Origin of the sequence: Geothrix campi, from assembly GCF_024609265.1 — a bacterium.
Lineage (GTDB): Bacteria > Acidobacteriota > Holophagae > Holophagales > Holophagaceae > Geothrix > Geothrix campi.
In genome coordinates this window covers 1,892,284-1,911,138 of the sequence record NZ_JANHMP010000001.1, presented here as the reverse complement: position 1 = coordinate 1,911,138, position 18,855 = coordinate 1,892,284, and the positions used below count along the sequence as shown (strand labels likewise).

The following is an 18,855-nucleotide window of genomic DNA, read 5'->3' as shown; positions in this document are numbered from 1 at the left end:
AACAAGGTTCATTCGGTGTATCGACAAGTGGCGTACCCCTGGGAGATCGTGTCTTTCAACCCCCACCAGTCCACAGCTCCTGCAGCTCAGGGACGTTGAGGTACCAAAACCCCATCTCGGTCGCTTGACGCCTTTTCCTAGGTGCTCAAGCATGCGTGGATTCGTGCGGATAACCCGGCCGCCTCTCACGCCGATCCCGAGCTCCCTCGCTCCGCCAGCTCCCCGCCCCCAACGCCCCGCCCCAGGGGCCAACTGTCTTCCCGAGGTGCCGCCATGAACAGGACCTCCGCTTGGCTGACTGGATGGTCTGGCCTTCTTCTCGCCGCCTTCGCCTTGGCGGTGGCCCTGGTCGGGTGCGGGAGGGGAAAGGGTGCCTCCGGCGCGGTGCAGTACTACGGGAACTATCACCTCGCCGGTTGGGTGGATGTGCACGGCGGGAAGGCCCTGGCCGATCTAGCCAGCTGCACGACGTGCCACGAACTGACGGTCCTAAAGGTCGGCAGCGGCGTGCCCTCGTGCATGACGTCGGCCTGCCACCATGGGACCCAGCCCGGCTGGGCGAACGCGGATATCCACGGGCTCCGGGCGAAGGCGGCGGCGGGGCCTTCCGGCGGGAGCTTCGCCTCCTGCCAGATCTGCCATGGGAAGGACTTCTCGGGCGGCGGTTCGGCGAACGCCTGCGCGACCTGCCACGGCGTCCAGGCGCCGCATCCCCCCAAACCCTGGCGCCTCTCCGCGGGATCGTCCCACACGCACACCACGGCGGACCCCTCCAATGCGGCGGTCTGCGCCCAGTGCCACTATCCAGGCTCCCCCAACAACCCCGTTGGGCATCCTTCCACACCGGCCCCGGCGGGCACGCAACCCGGCTGCTACAACGCGACGCTGTGCCACGCCAACGCCGGTGCCCCCCACCCGCTCGGTCCCATCTGGACAGACGCCACCAGCACCGCTTTCCATGGCATTGAGGCCAAGAAGGATCTGCTCTATTGCCAGAGCTGCCATGGCGCGCCCGGCACTCCGAAGTTCGATGGTGGCACGGCCGCAACGGCCTGCTCCACCTGCCACACGGCGGCCTTCGCCCACTCCACGACCTGGTACCAGGACCCGGTCCAGACCTTCCCAGGCTATGTGCCCTCCCACCGCAACGCGGGCAACCTGGGTGCCTGCGGGACTTGCCACGACGGTCTCACTAAGGGCCGGACGGCGCCCCTGCCTGCGGCTCCAAGCTGCTACTCAGCCTCGTACGACAACGGTGTTCACGGCACGGTCGGCTGCCACTCGAATGGTCCCGCCGCTGCCAACCACCCGATTCCCTTCACCGACGCCAATCACACCACCGTGACCCAGGCGCAGTTCACTGCGAACTGCGCCTCGTGCCATGCCGTATCCGGCACCTCCCCGGTGGGCGCGGCCCCTGCCTGCGCCATCTGCCACCAGGCGGCCTCGCCCCTGGCTGCGGGCAGTGGCCCGGGAACGTGCCTCTCGTGCCACACCGGACCCGCGGGACTCCCCGCCGGTCCCACCGGCACCGCCTTCCCCAGCATCGCCGGGGCCCATGCCAAGCACCTGGGGCTGCCCACGGCCCTGACCTGCAATACCTGCCACAACGGCGTCGGTGCGGGCAGCCTTACGCACTACAACAGCGCCAACGCCCGGGTCGCTCTGCCCACCTCCCCGGCCCCAGTCGCCATCTCGGCCACCTTCAACGCCATGTCCGGTGCCGCCGGGTTCAGCACCACTGCGCTCACCTGCTCCAACGTGAGCTGCCATGGTGGGCAGACAACCCCCAGCTGGCAGACCGGCAAACTCGCGGTGAACGCCACGACCTACTGTCTGGCCTGCCACCAGATCACGTCCACGGCCACCCAGTACAACGACGCCATCGGCCGCCACAACAACCCGAACGACCACAACCAGACCTGCGACTACTGCCACGACATGACGCTGGCCAAGCCTGGCGCGCAAAACCACTTCAAGTACCTGAACACCACGGCTGTCAGCGGGGCCCCCACGGGCACGCCTTCGGACCAGTTCCCCAGCGACACCATCAAGTTCGGAGGTGGCGCCACCCCGGCCACGGGCGCGCTCACTTACACCGTCACGGCCTCCACCCAGGGCCTCGGCGGCTGTGCCCTCACCTGTCACGGGACCACCCACACCACCGCCAACAACACCTGGAACTGACGGTTCCATCCGACGGCCACCATCACCCCCACAGGAGGTTTCATGCGTCGCTTCACCCTTCCCGCCCTGCTGCTCGTCGGCGCCACCCTCAGCGCCGGAGATCCCGCCAAGGACCTTCCCAAGTTCCAGGGTGATCTCCAGAAGTACTGGATGGACGCCTGCGCCCGCTGCCATGGCGTCAATGGCAACGGCCGGGACAACAACGGCAAACCGCTCCCCGACGCGGGCTTCGACTTCACGGACAGCCGCAAGGCCAACAAGAAGAAGGACAGCGACTGGGTGAAGGTCACGATGCAGGGCAAGGACAAGATGCCGGCCTTCAAGGACAAGATGACCGAGGCCGACGCCCAGAAGATGCTCACCGAGATCGTCCGCAAGTTCGCGGCCAAGCGTTGATCCGGGAGGTCCGATGCCACGGAAGACCAGCTCCACCCTCGTTTGCGCCCTCCTGGCTGGGGGGGCGCTCCGGGCCGAATCCTCCGAGTATCCCCTGGTCGTGAACCTCCCCACGGCCGAGCGGATGCAGTATTGGGACATCGGCCTTGCCTTCACCCATCGCTTTGTCACGCCCGTGAAAGACCATGGCAAGGACGTCTACGGCCTGGACGGCTACACCTACGCCGGGCTCGGGTTGATGTTCGGGATCAAGCCGGTTCCGGGCCTGAACGCCTTCATCTACCGCACGGCAGACAACAAGACCTTCACCTTCGGCCTGCAGCAGCAGGTCCTGGACCTGGATCGCGTGCGCATGGCCATCCGGGCGGAGCGCTTCGATGAGGTGGTGACAGCGACCACGACGGTCATCGGGAAGGTGGGCGTCACCGGCGCGGTCTTCCAGGTCCCTACGGAAATCTTCATCACGGATGACGTCATCTTCTCGGTGGTGCCGGCCTACATCACGAAGACCACCACCACCGATACGATCTTGGCGGTGCCGCCCGGGGCCCAACCCAACACCTCCCCCAACACGGGCGGCGTGTTCAACGTCGGCCTGGGGCTGCGCATCAGCTTCACGGAGAAGTTCTCCTTCGTGAGCGAGTACTACCCGCGACCCTCCAAATTCTCCAAGGCCGCGCCGGGGGGCGTGACGGACGGGACCACCTACCATCAGGGGTTTTCGGCCGGGGTGTCCTACAAGACCTTCAAACACCGCTTCACGGTCGTCGGCACCAACGTCCCGGGTACCACGGCGAACCAGGTCCTGAGCGGGGACTATGGCGGCGGACCCCGCCCCTCCTCCCAGTGGTCGCTCGGCTTCAACGTCACCCGCGTGTTCTGAGGCCGCCCACCCGTGACCACCGCACCCCTCCTTGAATTCATCGCCCGCGAACACCCGGCCTTCGTCCACATCCCCCTCGGCCTGGTCGCCGTGCTGCCCCTGGCGATGCTCGCCTCCTTCCATCCCAGGCATGTCCGCCTCTGGACGGGGACCTCGTTCTTCCTGGCCCTCGTGGGGTGGCTGGGGAGCACCGTGGCCCTGGCCAGCGGCCTGCTGTGGGGGCGTCAGATCGCCCTCATCCCACCCAAGGCGTACCTTCCAGTGGTGGCCACCGAGAAGCAGGTGCTGCAGCGGATCCTGCAAGTCCACGAGCTGGCGGCGCTCAGCGGCTTTGTCATCGGCGGGTTCTGCGTCTGGCTCCTGTGGCGCTCCTGGCGCCAGATGGATGCCCCCGAAGGCACCCGGCGCCGAAGGCATGGGGGGCGCCGGTTCTGGGAGCGAGGAGTGGGCGCGGGCCCCCTCCTGGTGGCCATCCTCTGGCTGGGGTGCTGGGGCCTCAGCGGAAAGCTGGGTGGCATCATGGTCTTCGGTAACGAGGAGACCAACCGGGCCGCCGCGGAGGCGGACGCCGCCAAACGGGCGGATGTCGAGGCTGACCTGCCCATCCGGGCCCTGGACTACGCAAGCCTGGAGCCCATCACCCGGGTGCCGGTGCAGAGCAGGGCCCATGGGAACCGCTGGCAACGCATCTGGGTCACGGCCTCGGGGGCCGATGCCTACCAGGCGGGCAGGCCGCTTCCGCCGGGCGCCTACGCCGTGCTCTCCACCTTCGAGGATGACAAGGGCCGGCCGAGCCATGAACCGGGCCCTCTCTACATGAAAGAGGTGAAGGCCGACGGCAGCCAGGCCTTCGTCTTCTACTGGCCCCGCGTGCCCGAGGCCCAACGTGGGGAGGTCGGAGGCCAGGACAGTGCCTACTGGCGGAGCCCCGATCCCCACTTGGCGACCTGCACGGGCTGCCACGAGAAGGTCGGCAGACCTTGAGATAGGGCTCCTCGCGGCTCTATCTCAAGGCCTTGGGCCAGGATCTTTCTGCTCACCCAGCATCTCAGCCATGAGGGCGAGGAGCCGGGACAGTTCGAAGGGCTTGGGCAGGAGCCGCACCCGGGGCACCTTGGCCAGGGTCGCCTCCATGCCCTCCAGTCCCTGACCGCTCACCAGGATGAAAGGCACCTCCGAGCCCGAGGTGCGGATCCGCTCCAGCAGCTCGAGCCCCGTGCAGTCGGGCATGCGATGGTCGCTCAACACCAGATCGAAAGTGCCCGTCTGCCAGGCCCGCCAGGCCACGTCTCCGTCGGACGCGGCCGTGACCTGGGCCCGCGCGAGGGTCAGGGCGTCCGCGAGCATGTCGCGCAACAGGGCCTCATCTTCCGCCAGGAGAATCCGCCGCCCGGCGAGGATGCTTTCCTCATTGGAAGCATCAGCCTGGAGCGGAGTCTCCAGCGGTTCTTCCGGGCGGGCAGGCGGGAGGCTCACGAGGAACCGGGCTCCGCCGCCCAGCCGATTCTCCGCGCGGACCTGTCCCTGGTGTGCCTTCACGATGCCGAACACCATGGCCAGCCCCAGCCCCGTGCCCTTCGCGAAGTCCTTGGTGGTGACAAAGGGTTCGAAGATGTGCGGCAGGAGGTTTTCGGGGATGCCAGTACCCGTGTCCTGGACTTCCAGGCAGACCTGGCCGTCCGCATCCCGGAAGGTGCGGAGGCTGAGGCTGCCCCCGCTCGGCATGGCGTCCCGGGCATTCACGGCCAGGTTCATGAGGACCTGCTCCAGCTGCACCGAATCGCCGGAAACCCGCGGGAGGTCCGGTTGCAGAGATAGACGGAGACGGATGAGGCCCCCGAGCAGGCGGTCCAGGATATTGGCCGTCTCGGTGACGAGCGCGTTCAGATCGAGAGGCTTGAGTTCGGGCCGCGACTGGTGACTGAAGGAGAGCAGGGCCTTGGTGGTCTGGGCGCAGCGCCTGGTGGCCTCCTCGGCGCGGAGGATCCGGCTCAAGACGGGATGCCCCTCGGGCAGCAGTTCCCGGCTGAGGTGGAGCTGGCCCAGGATCGCGGCCAGCTGGTTGTTGACGTCATGGGCGATGCCCCCCGCCAGGGTCCCCACGGTCTCCATGCGCTGACTGTGCTCCAGCTGGCTCTGCAGGCGGGCCCGGTCTGAAAGGCTCTCATCCGCCTGGAGCAGGACCCGCTCCAGACTCCGGATCTCCTGGATGTCCGAGTGGATGGCTGGGGCAGCCGTACCCTGCCCGAGGGTCTCGGCGAGAGCCCCGAGGGCGGTGATGGGCTCCGCCACCCGTCTGGCGATGCGCTGGATGCGCCAGGCCGCCAGACCGAGTCCGAGCAGGGCCAGCCCCAGCATGCTCGCCACCCGGAACCTGACCGGCCCGAGCAGGTCCGCCTCCGGAATGCTGAGGATCATGTGCCAGTGCAGGCCCGGAAGCCCCTCGAAGGTCCGGGACAGCCCCATGGCCGCCTTGCCCTGCGAGGTGACTCGACGCGGAAGGCCCCCCCGCGCGTCATCGCCGAGTCGGCTGGTCTCTGGGCTCAGGAACCGGGCCTCCAGGGGTTTCAGGAAGGCCTGACGGCGGCCTTCGGGGGTTTCGAAAGCCGGATCCCGCGGAAGGATGAGGGCCCGTCCTCGGGCATCCACCACGAGGGATTGGCTTCCGGGCGTGGGTTGGGCGGACCAGACTCGACTGGTGAGGTCATCCAGCATGAAATCCAGGGCCGCCACCCCCCGGAGGCCTGAAGCATCGCGGATGGGCACCGTGTAGGTGATGCCGGGATCATGGGTGGTGTAGAACGCGTAGGGCTCGGTCCAGATCGGGGCCGTGGCGGCGGCGCCGGTCGCATACCAGGGCCGGGCGCGGGGATCATAGGCCATGGGCGCCCAGGGTTCGTAGGACAGGGCCTGTCCGTTCGAATCCAGATGCAGCCAGCGGATCCGGGCCTCAGGACCGGCCTTCTCCAGCTCCCGCAGGGACCAGGCCCCCCCGGACTGCAGGAAGAGGAGGGAGCGGCCATCGGCCTGGGCTAGGTTGAGGCTGGTGATGCTGTGCTGGGCGATCAGCAGGGGCATGATCAGGCGGGTGGCCTGCTCGGGCTGGGTGGGATCCAGGACTCCCTCCAGCCACCAGTCGCGAATGACACCACCCAGGGATTGGGAAGCCTCGAGATCGATCCGGAGCGCTTCGTCGAGGTGTCGCAGCGCGGTCTGGGCCCGGGCTCCCGCCTGGCGTTGCAGGGCCTGCTGCTGACCCCACCAGGACAGACCGAGGAGCAGCGCCGAGAGCCCGGCCATGAGGATCAGGAGATCCCGCAACAGCAGCCGGCGGATGGGAAGCATGGGGCAGGCGTCTCCAGGGAGGTTCACCCACCATCTTGTCGGAAACCATCGGCGGAAGATGATCCCTGAACTGATTTACAGCGCGGAACGCAGGGCCGCGAAGGCTTCGGGCAGGCCGGCAGGGTTGGTGCCGCCGCCCTGGGCCAGGTCCTTCTTGCCGCCACCCCGGCCATTCAGGGCCGGCAGCATGGTCTTGAAGAGGGCGCCGGCATCGTAGGCCAGGTCCGGCGACACGGAGACCAGGGCGGCCACCTTGTCCTCGGCGGCCTTGGAGGCCAGGACGATGACGGCGCTGTGGTGGCGGGTGCGGACCTGGTCCATGAACTCGCGCAGGGCATTGCCTTCCAGTCCTTCCACGGCGGCCGTGACCAGGGAGATGCCCTTCACCTGTTCAACCTGCTCGGCGCTGCCGCCGCCGCTGGCGGCCTTGAGCTTGGCCTCCTTCAGGTCACGCTCGAGCTGGGCGATGCGCTGCTCTCTGGTCGAGAGCAGGTCGGGCAGGATCTCGCGGCCGGCGTTCGCCTGCCGGGACAGCCCGTGGAGCATGGCCTCGTCCGCCTGGAGCAGCTCGAGGGCCAATTCGCCCGCCACGGCCTCGATGCGCCGCACCCCGGCGCTGACGGCGCCTTCGGAGAGGATCTTCACCACGCCGATCTCGCCGGTGTTCGCCACATGGGTGCCGCCGCACAGCTCGGTGGAGAAGCCGGGGACCTGCACGACGCGCACCACGTCACCGTACTTTTCGCCGAAGAGGGCCATGGCCCCGGAGGCCAGGGCCTCTTCGATATCCATCTCGTTGACGCGGGTAGGCACTGATTTTAGGGCCTGACGGGTCGCCAGGCGCTCGATCTCCGCGATCTGTTCGGGCTCCAGGGGAGCGAAGTGGGTGAAGTCGAAGCGCAGCCGGTTCTCATCCACCACGCTGCCCGCCTGCTTCACGTGGGTGCCGAGGACTTCGCGCAGGGCCGCGTGCAGCAGGTGGGTGGCCGTGTGATGGGCCCGGACGCGCCGGCGGCGGATGGGGTGGACCAGTGCATTGACGGGCGTGTTCTCCAGCAGGATGCCCGTCACCGCGACCTTGTGGAGGTGGCGTTTCTGGGCCGGGGCGGTGCAGTCCAGCACCTCGGCGTGGCCGCCCTCAAAGCGGAGCTGGCCGGTGTCGCCCACCTGGCCACCGGACTGGGCGTAGAAGGGAGTTCGGTCCAGCAGCACGTAGCCCTCGCCACTGAGTTGCTGGACTCGGTGGTAGGCCGCATCGAAGAGCGCCACCACGTGGGCTTGGCTATCGAGGTGGTCGTAGCCCGTAAAGGTGGTGGGGGGCAGGTCCGCCAGCACAGCCAAGTCGCCCGCCAGCCGCAGGTCATGGGACTTCATGGCCGCCCGGGCGCGGGTGCGCTGGGCGCTCAACTCCTGCTGGAACCCGTCCAGGTCCGGGGTGATACCCCGCTCGCGGCACCAGTCCTCCACGAGGTCCACGGGGAAACCGTAGGTGTCATAGAGGCGGAAGATATCGGCGCCGGCGAGTTTTCCGGCGGTGACTTCGCTGGCTTCGAGGAGCTTCAGGCCTGTGGACAAGGTCTGGCTGAACTGCCGTTCCTCGCGGTGGAGGGACTTCTGGATGCGGCTCAGCTCTCCCGGCAGTTCGGGGTACTGATCGCTCATGGCCTGGGCCACGGCCGGCGCCAGGTCGGCGAAGAAGAGCCCCTCGATACCGAGCTTGCGGCCGAAGCGCAGGGCGCGGCGCACGATCTTGCGCAGCACGTAGCCGCGGCCCTCGTTGCCGGGCACCACACCGTCGTAGCACATGAAGGTGGCGGCGCGGATGTGATCGGCGATGACCTGGGAAGCGGTCCGGTTCGTGTGCTCGCGACGCTCCTCTGGCTTGACCTTGGCCACCTTCCAGATGGCCTCGAAGATCGGTTCGAACAGGTCGATCTCGTAGTTGGTGTCCACGCCCTGGAGAATGCTGGCCGTGCGCTCCAGACCCATGCCCGTGTCGATGCTGGGCCGGGGCAGCGGGGCGAGCACCCCCTTGGCATCGCGCTCGTACTGCATGAAGACGAGATTCCAGATCTCCATGACTCGGTCGCCGTCGCCATTCGGCGTGGCATCGCCGGGGATGTGGGCGCCGCGGTCGTAGTGCATCTCCGAGCAGGGACCGCAGGGGCCCGTATCCCCCATCTGCCAGAAGTTGTCCTTCTTGCCGAAACGCATGATGCGGTCGGGCCGTACGCCGGCGGCCTTCCACAGCTCCTCGGCCTCGGTATCCGCAGGCACGCCATCGGCGCCCTCGAACACGGTGATCCACAGCTTGGAAGGATCCAGGCCCAGGTTGCCCTGCTCCACGGGCCCGGTGACGAACTCCCAGGCGAAGCGGATGGCGTCGGCCTTGAAGTAGTCGCCGAAGCTGAAGTTGCCCAGCATCTCGAAGAAGGTGTGGTGGCGGGCCGTGAAGCCCACCTGATCCAGGTCGTTGTGCTTGCCGCCGGCCCGCAGGCACTTCTGGCTGGTGGTGGCCCGGCTGTAGTCGCGCTTCTCCTTGCCCAGGAAGACATCCTTGAACTGGATCATCCCCGAGTTCGTCCACATCACCGTGGGATCGTCCGCCGGCCCGATCACCGCACTGGAAGCCACCCGCCGGTGCCCCTGGCGCTCGAAGTACTGCAGGAATCGCTGGCGGAGTTCAGAGGTCTTCATAGGGATACCTGAAAAGAAAATGCGGACCACCAAGGCACCAAGACACCAAGAAAACCAAGCAGTTCTTGGTGTCTTGGTGTCTTGGTGGTGAATCAGTTAGTGCCTGAAGTGTCTCATACCCGTGAAGAAGAGCCAGACACCGAGTTTCTGGGCGGCGGCGATGACTTCGTTGTCGCGGAGGCTGCCGCCGGGTTCCACGAAGGCGGTCACGCCGTGGCTGGCGGCCAGTTCGAGGCCGTCGGCGAAGGGGAAGAACGCATCACTGCCCAGCACGGAACCGCGGGCCCGGGTTCCGGCCTTGCGGCAGGCGATCTCCACGGAATCCACGCGACTCATCTGGCCGGCGCCGATGCCCACCGTGGCGCCGTCCTTCACCAGCACAATGGCGTTGGACTTGACGGCCTTGGCCACCCGCTGCGCCAGCATCAGATCCTCGGCGCGGGGCTTGGCGCCGGGGCCGGTGGCCTTCACCTCCCAATCCTCGAACGGAACGAAGCCGTCGTCCGCCCGCTGCACCAGGTAGCCGCCCCCGATGGAGCGGGCGTCCAGGCCCTCGGCGCTCTGGGGCCAGTGGTCCGGGGTCTGGAGGATGCGCAGTTGCTTCTTGGCCGCGAAGACCTCCAGGGCCTCGCCGGTGAAGGCGGGGGCCAGGATCACCTCCCAGAAGTTCTGGGCCATCACGCGGGCCACCTCCACGCCCACGGGCCGGTTGAAGGCCACGATGCCACCGAAGGCGCTGACCGGATCGCCGGCCTGGGCGCGCATGAAGGCCTCCAGCGCATGGGGGCCCTGCCCCACACCGCAGGGGTTGTTGTGCTTGACGATGACGCAGGCCGGGGCCGGGAACTGCCAGACCATACGGGCGCAGGCATCGGCATCCAGCAGGTTGTTGAAGCTGAGCTCTTTGCCCTGATGCTGGTGGCAGGCGGCCATGCCCTCCACCTTGCGGCCGGGTTCGACGAAGAAGGCGGCGGCCTGGTGGGGGTTCTCGCCGTATCTCAGCCCCTGTTTCTGAACCAGGTTCAGGCAGAGGTGGTGGGGCAGCTCGGCGGACTTGCCCGGAGCCAGCTCCCGTTCCATCCAACCGGAAATGGCGGCATCGTAGGCGGCGGTGCGCCGGAAGGCCTCCAGGGCGCAGCGTCGACGATCCTCCAGGCCCCAGGAGCCGGCCTTGAGCTTGTCGAGGAAGGGGCCGTACTGATCGGGACTGGTCAGCACCGTGACCGACGCATGGTTCTTGGAGGCGCTGCGGATCATGCTGGGGCCGCCGATATCGATCTGCTCGATGGCTTCGGCGGCGGTGACGCCTTCCCGGGCGATGGTGGCCTCGAAGGGATAGAGGTTGATCACCACCAGATCGATGGGCTCGATGCCCTGGGTCTTGGCGTCTTTCACGTGTTCCGGCAGGTCGCGCCGGTAGAGGAGGCCGCCGTGGATGCGGGGGTGCAGGGTCTTCACCCGGCCGTCGAAGCACTCGGGGGCGCCCGTATAGGCCGCCACTTCCTGGGCCTCCAGCTTCGCCTCCTGCAGGGCACGCAGGGTTCCACCCGTGGCCAGCAGCCGCCAGCCCTGGGCCAGCAGACCCTTGGCCAGGGGCATGAGCCCCGTTTTGTCGTACACCGAGATCAATGCCGTCGGCATGTCCGCCCCCTGAACCCTTGATTTTCCCATGCTGTAGAGCCTTTCGGAAGGGCTGGATGTCCGGATCCGGCTTCGGCGCGGGCCCGTGGCGATGGGCAGGTTCATGAAAGCCCGTCGCCGTCTCGAATGTGATCCCCGCCACAGGGGGCCGGGACTCGCCGGATCTGGCGGATTCCCTGGACTTCGGGGTTTCCCGCGGGGCTCGAGCCAGCGGAAGGGGCTGAGGCGTCCACCTTTACCTCCAGCGCCCCAAGCCCCATCCTGGAAAGCCTGGAGTGGGCCCATGCCGACGATCAAGATCAACGATGTCGAACTGAGCGTGAACCCCGGCACCCTGGTGCTGGATGCCTGCCGCACCGTGGGCATCGACATCCCGCACTACTGCTACCACCCGGCGCTCACGCCCGTGGCCACCTGCCGCATGTGCCTCGTGGAGATCAAGGGCCAGCCCAAGCTCGCCACCAGCTGCACGACGACCGTTCCGCCTGCGCCCAAGGACAACCCCGAGGCCGTGGTGATGGAGGTCTTCACCAACACGCCCGCCGTGGCTGATGCCCGGGCCGGCGTGATGGAATTCCTTCTCATGAACCACCCGCTGGACTGCCCCATCTGCGACCAGGCGGGCGAGTGCAAGCTCCAGGATTACTCCTACCAGTACGGCAGCGGCGATTCCCGCATGGCCGAGGTGAAACGGCGCTACCGCTACGAAGACCTGGGCGCCAAGATCGTCATCGACAAGAACCGCTGCATCCACTGCACCCGCTGCGTGCGCTTCACCCGCGAGATCAGCGGCGGCAGCGAACTCATCGTGGCCCAGCGCGGCGCGCACCTGGAAGTCACCACGTACACCGGCAAGTCCATGGACCAGAACCCGTACGCCGGCAACGTGGTGGACCTCTGCCCCGTGGGGGCCCTCACCAGTCGCGACTTCCGCTTCCGCAAGCGCGTCTGGTACCTCAAGAACACGCCTTCCATCAGCCGCCACTCGGCCCTGGGCAACCCCATCTGGATCGACCACGAGGGCAACCAGATCCACCGCTTCCGGCCCCGCCCCCTGGAGGGCAAGGAGACCACGCACTTCATCAGCGACGCGGAGCGCTACGCCTACTCGCACTACAACCGCTCGGGCCAGGTCCCTGCGCCTTCCCTGAAGGGTGCACCGGCTTCCCTGGATGCCATCCGCGAGTCCCTTCAGGCCGCCGGTCCCGTGGCCGTCATCGGCCAGGGCACCTTCGGCTGCGACACCGCCCAGCGCCTGGGCGAGCTGGCCACCTCGCCGGACCTGCGCTATGGCAGCGGCGACAAGACCATCCCCGTGGTGCTGCCCAAGTACCAGACCAGCGAAGACGGCATCCTGAACCGCCGGGGCTTCACGGAGCGGGGCTTCCGCTTTGGCGCCCTGGAGGAGCTGCTGGCCAAGATGCAGAAGGGCGAGGTCAAGGCGGTGGTGGTGCTCCACGATGCCGCCTTCACGAGCCCGAAGGAGACGGAGTTGCTGGGCCAGATCCTCAAGGCCGCGACCTTCAGTCTGGCGTTCGAGGCGGAACCCTCGGATCTGGGTCGCGCCGCCACGGCCTGGCTGCCCATCACCAACTACGCCGAAGAGAGCGATTTCATCGTCAACCACGAAGGCGAGCTCCGTCGCTACCAGAAGGCCCTGCAGGCGCCCAAGGGCGTCCGCACCGTCCCCGCCTGGGTGAAGGACCTGGCCGCCGTCCCCGCCGCCGTCTAGCGGAGAACGGGAGGGACCCATGTTCCTCCATGACGCACTGACCCGTGGGCTGGTGGGCTACCTCACGGCCGAGCTGCCCAGCTACCAGCGGCGCGTACCCAACGACGTGGAGCGGCTCCGGGCCGGACTGCGGCCTGGCGACGTGGTGCTGGTGGAAGGCAAATCCCGCGTCAGCCGCATGATCATGACCCTCAGCCAGAGTTCCTGGAGCCACGCCGGAATGTATATCGGCGACGCCTTGCTGCGCTGGGGCGGGCCCCATGCGGAAGCGGCGCTGGAGCAGTTCGGACCGGAGGCGCCTCACCTGGTCCTGGAGAGCGACATGGCCGAGGGCGTGCAGGTCAAGCCGGTGGCCTGGTACGCGGACCACAACCTGCGGGTCTGCCGTCCCCTGGGCCTGTCCACCGGAGAACTGGAGCAGGTGGTGGCCGAGATGCTGCGCCATCTGGGTCTGCGCTATGACCGGCGCAACATCTTCGACCTGGGGCGCTACCTCACCCCCGTGCATCTGCTGCCGGCCCGCTGGCGGCGACGCCCCCTGTACCTGGGCAGCTCCAGCAGCCGCGAGGTCATCTGCTCGGCCCTCATCGCGAAGGCCTTCTACCGGGTGGGCTTCCCCGTGCAGCCCCTGGTCAACGAGGCCGCCGAGGTGGGTGCGCATCCCGTGATTGCCCGGCACCCGAGCTACATCATGCCGAGGGACTTCGACCTCAGCGCCAACTTCGAGGTGTTGAAGGTGAACCTGGCCCCGCCCAAAAAAGCGGGCGCCTGGGGGCGCCCGCTGTCGGAAGCTTGAGGCTGGAGGCCTACTTCTTCACCAACTTGGCGTCCTCGACGAGGACGGCATAGGAGTAGCCGGAACCGAAATCCTTGTCCGTGCGCACCACGCCCGTGACTGTGACGGTATCGCCCTTGGCGGCCCCGTCGTTGCTGGTGACGGTGATGTCGTTGGTGCCGGCCTTCGCATCGCCGCTGCCGTCCTGCAGGTGCAGCCAGTTCTTGCCCATGATGCCGGCGTTGTACTTCACGACCTTGCCGCGCACGGTGACGGTCTTCCCCTTGAGGCTGCCCTTCTGGGCCCAGACTTCGGCCACGGTGCGCGCGTCCGCTCCGGAAGCCTTCTCGACCTTGCCCACTTCCACGGCGGCGGGCTGACTTGCGGAAGCATGGGGATCACTGGCCGGGGCGGCCGCTGGTCCACTGCCGGCCAGGGTGCCGAAATAGATCTCGGCGAAGGTCCGCTTCAGGGTCTTGGATTCGAAGTCCCGCATGATCATGGCGCCGGTCACCGTGACTTCGGCGCCCTTCTCGACCTTGGTTTCGGGCACGGCGGCCCAGATTTCGCCCTGGGCGGTCTGGATTCGCAGGTAGGAGTACGGGGTGGCGGCGATGCGTTCCAGGAGCTTGCCGGAGACGGACAGCCCTGTGGAAGGCGCGGCGGTCGGCGCGGCGGCCTGGCCCTGGACAGGGGCGGCCACCACGGGAGCCTGGGACTTGTTGGAATTGCAGCCGATGATGGCCGCGGCGATGAGCAGGACGGGGAGGGCGCTGCGCATGGGTGGGACTCCTTGTAGGGACCGGGAACAGGCCACGGGACCCTGAAGCTTAAGGTCAAACGCCTATGACCGTCGACAAAGGCCCCACCGGGGTGGTTTTTCCCTAGCCTCGGGAGGCGGGCTCCCGCGCGGGGTCGTCCCAGAAGGGGTAGAAGCAGTACCACTGGCTGGGATGGCGGCGGATCAGGGCCTCCAGATCGGCCACATAGGACCGCATTCCGGCTTCGATGGCCGCCATCCGCTCCCCGCGCCCCCCCTGGACATGGAGGGGCTTTCCGAAGTGGGCATGGAAGCGCCGGGCTTCATCCGTATAGAAGAAGCTGGTGACGATGGGGGCGCCGGTCATGGCCGTGAGTTCCCAGGGCCCTCGGGGGAAGGGGACCTCCCGGCCGAAGAAGGGCATGGGCACGCCGTTCAGGCTGAAATCCCGGTCCCCCTGCATGCCCACCAGCTGCCCTTCGCGGAGGAGCTTCACCAGGGGCAGGGTGGAGAAGCCCACGCCATCCACGGGCAGGCCCACCACGCCCCCCTGGGCCCGCAGGCGCTCCCGCAGGCGCTCCACCGCTTCGAAGCGGTCGGGCTTGTAGACCGCGTGGACCTTCAGGTTCCTGGCCTTCAGCAGCAGCCCGCCCAGCTCGTAGTTGCCGGCGTGGGCCGTGAGGAGGATGACGCCCCGGCCCTCCGCCATGGCTGCATCCATGTGCTCCAGGCCTTCGATGGTCGCGAACTGGGCCAAAGCCTCCTTCACGGGCCGCTGGCCGTACCAGAAGAAGTCCACCCAGGCGCGGGCGTGCTGGCGGACCATCTCCCGGGCGGTGCGGTCCACCTCGGGGTGGGATTCGCGCAGGCTCAGCACCCGTGCCGTATTGCCGAGGATGGCTTCCAGGTACTTGGGCCGGAGTTCCATGAAGGCATTGGCGATCTGGTCCGCGATCTCGTGACCCCGCTCCCGGCGGGCGAAGGATCTCGCGGCGAAGAAGAAGAGCGGGAACAGCGAACCGAAGACGGCCCCATAGACGAAGCCGAGGAGCCGCGACTCGCTCTGCATGCGGTCCTGCATTAGGAGTGTGTCCGAGCAATGGGTGGGGGCTGCACTGGGGCGCCAGCCGAGGGAGGCAAGAAAGGTGACGAAGGCCTTGGCGGTTTCAAGGACGAGGAGCCTGACGCAGCATCCCGACGGCTGCCGCCCCAGCCCGAAGGGTCGATGGCAAAGGGCCCCCATGCGGCGTCAGCGGGCTTGAACGGTGAACCCGCACCGCCCTGCGCCCCCTTCCTTCTCGGTATCGCCAGAGGCGATACGCGAGACGAACTGATATCTGCCTGGAGCCCCTTTGCCATCAATGCAGCCCCGATCGATTGCTCGGACACACTCCTACCTCCACACGTTCTGGTTGGGGTTGCGGCTCTCCATCTCCAGCCATAGGCGCTGGAGGCTCTGCAGGCGCTCGGGGTACTCAAGATCCAGGCGATCCAGGGTCGCCTCGTCCTCGGCGTCGAAGGCACAGGGATCTTCCAGGACTTTCGCGGGGAATTCGGGGAACACGGTGGCCAGGAGGGTGCGATCGAAACCGCGGACGCTAAGGGTGCGGATGCCGGGCGTGTCCACCAGGGTGCCGCCGGAGGCCAGAGCCAGCCAACGGGCCGCGGTGGTGGTCTGCTTGCCCGTGCCGAACTTGGTGAGGCCGCCAGTCTTCAGGGCCATCTCGGGCTGGAGGGCATTCAGCAGGGTGCTCTTGCCCACGCCGCTGTGGCCGAGCAGCACCACCACCTTGCCCTGGACGAGCCCGCGCAAGGGATCCAGGCCCTCTCCTTTCAGGGCCGAGGTTTCGTGGATGGGGATGCCCTGTTCGCGGAGGGGATCCAGCTCCGGCAGGGTGTCCTTCTTCGAGGCCCGATCGCGCTTGGTGATGAGGATGCGGAAGGTGAGGCCCGCATCCAGGGCGAGCACCTGGGCCCGCTCCAGCAGGCCGGGGCGCAGGGGCGGATCCACTACCGCGGCGCAGATCCAGAGCTCGTCGGCGTTGGCGCAGATGAGCTGCCAGGGCTCGCGATCGTCGATGCCGCCCCGCTTGAGCAGGCTCTTCCGCGGCATCACGGCCACCACCTGGGCCTCGGGAGAGCCCCCATCGCCCCGGACCGGCAGGGGGGTGGGCAGGCTGGGATCATCCGGTTCGACGGGAACGGCGGAATAGCGCACCCGGTCGCCGCATACGAGGCGCACGCCTTTGAGCTTGCCGCCCAGGGTGGCCCGCATCACGGTGCGGTCGGCCAGTTCCAGGTCCACCCACTGGCTATGCCGCTGGATGAGGGTGGCCTCGGGCAGGTGCATCCAAGGCGCGGGATCCGGCAGGCGCAGGAGCGAATCGGCGTCGTGGGACTCGATGCCGGTCTCCAGCCGCTCGGCATGGCGCTGCCGCCGCTTGCTGTCCGCCGCCCGCTCGCGGGAGTAGGCCTCGCGGTGGTCCAGGTCCTGGGCCTCCCGGCTCTGGCCGAGGCGGTACTTGCGGGTCATGCGGCAGCTCGCGGCATCAGGCCCGTCCAGCGAACTCGCCGGTCTCGGTGCTGACCTTCACCTTCTCGCCCTCCTTGATGAAGAGGGGCACCTTGATCTCGATGCCGGTCTCCAGCTTGGCGGGCTTGGTGACGTTGCCGCTGGCCGTGTCCCCCCGGGCGCCGGGTTCCGTGTAGGTGACGGCCAGCTCCACCTGGCTGGGCATCTGCAGGCCGATGGGATTGCCGTTGAACTTCTGGATCTGCACGATGAGGCCCTCGGTCAGGTAGTCGAGGGCATCACCCATGAGGCCGGTGCCCAGGGTGTGGGTCTCGTAGGTCTCCTGATCCATGAAGTGGGAACCGTCGCCGTCGCTGTAGAGGTAGCTGGCGGGGCTGAGGACGAGATCGGGTTCCTTGAACTTGTCGCCGGCCTTGAAGGTCTTGTCGAAGACGGCGCGGGTGAGGAGATTGCGCATCTTGATGCGGACCAGGGTCTGGCCGCCGCGCGCCGTGGGCGTTGAAATCTCCACATCCAGGCAGTGAAAAGGCGTGTCTTCGAGTTCGAAGAACATCTTGCGCTTGATTTCGATGGCTTCGAGAAGGGCGGCCATGGGAACTCCAGAATGTCGAATCCTCCATTCTAGCCCGGCTTGGGATGGGGATCTCGTGGTTAGAATTTCAGTTCCATGGCGGATCCCAGAACCATCGGCAGGTACCAGGTCGTGCGGCCCATCGGACAGGGCGGCATGGGGACTGTCTATCTGGCCGAGGATCCGCTGCTCAAGCGCCGGGTGGCCATCAAGGTGGTGCGGGTCACGGGGGCTGCGCGGCACCAGGCCATGCTGCGATTCCGGCGCGAGGCGGAGATCAGCGCCCAGCTTAACCATCCGAACCTGGTGACGGTCTTCGACGTGGGCGTGGAAGAAGACCTGGGGCCCTTCCTGGCCATGGAATACGTGGAAGGCAAGAGCCTCGGCCGGCATATCAAGGACCGGGACCTGGACACGGAAACCAGCGCCCGTGTGCTGATCCAGGCCATGCGTGCCCTGCGCGCCGCCCACCGCCGCGCCATCGTCCACCGTGACGTGAAACCGGACAACATCCTGCTCAGCGAAGAGGGGCGAGCCAAGCTCATGGACTTCGGCATCGCCCGGACCCTGGGCCACATGAGCCTCAGCCCCGAACAGTCCCTGGACCTGGCCCTTATGGACGAGGATGGGACGGCCCTGGCCCAGACGCTGGCCCTCCGCCTGACCTCCTCCGGCGACTTCCTGGGTTCCCCTGCCTACGCGCCCCCGGAGGTGCTACGGGGCGGCGAGGGCACGCCGGCCTCGGACCGCTACAGCTTCGCCGCCACGGCCTTTGAACTGCTCACAGGGAAGCTGCCCCATCCCGGCGGCGGCCTCACGGAGATCATCCTCCACATCCTCCAGGAGCCCGTGGCCCTTCCGGCGGATCTGCCTCCCCGCATGGCGGCCGTGTTCAAGCGGGCCCTGGCGACGGACCCGGATGACCGCCACACCACGCTCCCCGAGTTCATGGAGGAGCTGATCGACGCGCTGCCCGGCCCTGTCAGCATGCGCGCCCGGCTCTTCACCTTCCTGGGCCAGGACGAGGACGGCACCGGCAGCGTGTCGGCGGCCCGGTTCCGTCAGGCCGAACCGGCACCGGCGGGAGAATCCGGAGCGCATGACACCCGCGTCCGCCGCACCGCCCCCGTGAAGATCACCCTGGCCGAAGATCCCGTGGAGACCTACCTGACCACCCGGAAGCCCACGCGGCACCAGCCGCGCACGGGAGGCACGGACTGGGCCCAGGTCCTGAAGTGGGTCGTCCTGGCCTTCCTGGTGCTCCAACTGTTCTGGTGGTTGGCACCCGCGCTGTCCCGCCTTCAGTTCTAGGCCGGACCTCGGGCTGGGATCCGG

At 67.6% G+C, this 18,855-nt stretch carries 14 protein-coding genes; 7 read left to right on the top strand and 7 right to left on the bottom strand.

Annotated features, from left to right (window positions below):
- The first annotated feature begins 273 nt into the window (after window positions 1-273).
- Genes NOV65_RS08935 through NOV65_RS08920 form a run of 4 tightly spaced genes read left to right on the top strand, consistent with a single transcriptional unit; the run spans window position 274 to window position 4,450 of the window.
- A complete protein-coding gene (locus NOV65_RS08935; RefSeq protein ID WP_257305969.1) occupies window positions 274-2,187 on the top strand; it encodes a CxxxxCH/CxxCH domain-containing protein in 1,914 nt (637 codons plus the stop codon).
- A 42-nt stretch (window positions 2,188-2,229) separates the two neighbouring features.
- Complete coding sequence (locus tag NOV65_RS08930) at window positions 2,230-2,583, top strand: c-type cytochrome (protein WP_257305967.1); 354 nt, start codon at window positions 2,230-2,232, stop codon at window positions 2,581-2,583.
- Between the two features lie 13 nt (window positions 2,584-2,596).
- On the top strand, window positions 2,597-3,466 hold the full coding sequence (locus NOV65_RS08925; RefSeq protein ID WP_257305965.1) for a DUF5777 family beta-barrel protein: 870 nt from the start codon (window positions 2,597-2,599) through the stop codon (window positions 3,464-3,466).
- A 12-nt stretch (window positions 3,467-3,478) separates the two neighbouring features.
- A complete protein-coding gene (locus tag NOV65_RS08920; RefSeq protein WP_257305963.1) occupies window positions 3,479-4,450 on the top strand; it encodes a DUF2231 domain-containing protein in 972 nt (323 codons plus the stop codon).
- Window positions 4,451-4,474: 24 nt separating this feature from the next.
- On the opposite strand, the gene NOV65_RS08915 is transcribed toward NOV65_RS08920, so the two are convergent.
- The 3 genes from NOV65_RS08915 to purH all read right to left on the bottom strand — a co-directional run bounded on the left by NOV65_RS08915 (window position 4,475) and on the right by purH (window position 11,149).
- Window positions 4,475-6,811, bottom strand: a complete 2,337-nt coding sequence (locus NOV65_RS08915; RefSeq protein WP_257305961.1) for a hybrid sensor histidine kinase/response regulator — start codon at window positions 6,809-6,811, stop codon at window positions 4,475-4,477.
- A 75-nt stretch (window positions 6,812-6,886) separates the two neighbouring features.
- The gene (gene alaS / locus NOV65_RS08910; protein WP_257305959.1) at window positions 6,887-9,508 is read right to left on the bottom strand and encodes an alanine--tRNA ligase; all 2,622 of its coding nucleotides are present in this window, start codon (window positions 9,506-9,508) and stop codon (window positions 6,887-6,889) included.
- 96 nt (window positions 9,509-9,604) lie between these two features.
- On the bottom strand, window positions 9,605-11,149 hold the full coding sequence (gene purH, locus NOV65_RS08905) for a bifunctional phosphoribosylaminoimidazolecarboxamide formyltransferase/IMP cyclohydrolase (RefSeq protein ID WP_257305957.1): 1,545 nt from the start codon (window positions 11,147-11,149) through the stop codon (window positions 9,605-9,607).
- Window positions 11,150-11,432: 283 nt separating this feature from the next.
- Between purH and NOV65_RS08900 the strand changes: the two genes are divergently transcribed.
- Together NOV65_RS08900 and NOV65_RS08895 are read left to right on the top strand one after the other, a co-directional pair.
- The gene (locus NOV65_RS08900) at window positions 11,433-12,881 is read left to right on the top strand and encodes an NADH-quinone oxidoreductase subunit G (RefSeq protein WP_257305955.1); all 1,449 of its coding nucleotides are present in this window, start codon (window positions 11,433-11,435) and stop codon (window positions 12,879-12,881) included.
- 19 nt (window positions 12,882-12,900) lie between these two features.
- Entirely contained in the window at window positions 12,901-13,677 is a 777-nt protein-coding gene (locus NOV65_RS08895) for a YiiX/YebB-like N1pC/P60 family cysteine hydrolase (RefSeq protein WP_257305954.1), read from the top strand.
- Between the two features lie 10 nt (window positions 13,678-13,687).
- Here NOV65_RS08895 and NOV65_RS08890 read toward each other — a convergent pair whose 3' ends face one another.
- The 4 genes from NOV65_RS08890 to efp all read right to left on the bottom strand — a co-directional run bounded on the left by NOV65_RS08890 (window position 13,688) and on the right by efp (window position 17,541).
- The gene (locus tag NOV65_RS08890; protein ID WP_257305952.1) at window positions 13,688-14,437 is read right to left on the bottom strand and encodes a hypothetical protein; all 750 of its coding nucleotides are present in this window, start codon (window positions 14,435-14,437) and stop codon (window positions 13,688-13,690) included.
- Window positions 14,438-14,540: 103 nt separating this feature from the next.
- Window positions 14,541-15,485 (bottom strand): lysophospholipid acyltransferase family protein, encoded by a 945-nt coding sequence (locus NOV65_RS08885; protein ID WP_257305950.1) that lies wholly within the window; start codon window positions 15,483-15,485, stop codon window positions 14,541-14,543.
- Between the two features lie 324 nt (window positions 15,486-15,809).
- Window positions 15,810-16,949, bottom strand: coding sequence for a ribosome small subunit-dependent GTPase A (rsgA, locus tag NOV65_RS08880; RefSeq protein ID WP_257305948.1), 1,140 nt, complete (start codon window positions 16,947-16,949; stop codon window positions 15,810-15,812).
- A gap of 16 nt (window positions 16,950-16,965) precedes the next feature.
- A complete protein-coding gene (gene efp, locus NOV65_RS08875; RefSeq protein ID WP_257305946.1) occupies window positions 16,966-17,541 on the bottom strand; it encodes an elongation factor P in 576 nt (191 codons plus the stop codon).
- Window positions 17,542-17,616: 75 nt separating this feature from the next.
- Here efp and NOV65_RS08870 point away from each other — a divergent pair, with 75 nt between their 5' ends.
- On the top strand, window positions 17,617-18,831 hold the full coding sequence (locus NOV65_RS08870) for a serine/threonine-protein kinase (RefSeq protein ID WP_257305944.1): 1,215 nt from the start codon (window positions 17,617-17,619) through the stop codon (window positions 18,829-18,831).
- Window positions 18,832-18,855 lie beyond the last annotated feature (24 nt).

Bases quoted from the DNA above. Each gene is read 5' to 3' on its own strand.
- NOV65_RS08935 (WP_257305969.1), top strand. From the start codon at position 274: ATGAACAGGACCTCCGCTTGGCTGACTGGATGGTCTGGCCTTCTTCTC.
- NOV65_RS08930 (WP_257305967.1), top strand. From the start codon at position 2,230: ATGCGTCGCTTCACCCTTCCCGCCCTGCTGCTCGTCGGCGCCACCCTC.
- NOV65_RS08925 (WP_257305965.1), top strand. From the start codon at position 2,597: ATGCCACGGAAGACCAGCTCCACCCTCGTTTGCGCCCTCCTGGCTGGG.
- NOV65_RS08915 (WP_257305961.1), bottom strand. From the start codon at position 6,811: ATGCTTCCCATCCGCCGGCTGCTGTTGCGGGATCTCCTGATCCTCATG.
- alaS (WP_257305959.1), bottom strand. From the start codon at position 9,508: ATGAAGACCTCTGAACTCCGCCAGCGATTCCTGCAGTACTTCGAGCGC.
- purH (WP_257305957.1), bottom strand. From the start codon at position 11,149: ATGCCGACGGCATTGATCTCGGTGTACGACAAAACGGGGCTCATGCCC.
- NOV65_RS08900 (WP_257305955.1), top strand. From the start codon at position 11,433: ATGCCGACGATCAAGATCAACGATGTCGAACTGAGCGTGAACCCCGGC.
- NOV65_RS08895 (WP_257305954.1), top strand. From the start codon at position 12,901: ATGTTCCTCCATGACGCACTGACCCGTGGGCTGGTGGGCTACCTCACG.
- NOV65_RS08890 (WP_257305952.1), bottom strand. From the start codon at position 14,437: ATGCGCAGCGCCCTCCCCGTCCTGCTCATCGCCGCGGCCATCATCGGC.
- NOV65_RS08885 (WP_257305950.1), bottom strand. From the start codon at position 15,485: ATGCAGAGCGAGTCGCGGCTCCTCGGCTTCGTCTATGGGGCCGTCTTC.
- rsgA (WP_257305948.1), bottom strand. From the start codon at position 16,949: ATGACCCGCAAGTACCGCCTCGGCCAGAGCCGGGAGGCCCAGGACCTG.
- efp (WP_257305946.1), bottom strand. From the start codon at position 17,541: ATGGCCGCCCTTCTCGAAGCCATCGAAATCAAGCGCAAGATGTTCTTC.
- NOV65_RS08870 (WP_257305944.1), top strand. From the start codon at position 17,617: ATGGCGGATCCCAGAACCATCGGCAGGTACCAGGTCGTGCGGCCCATC.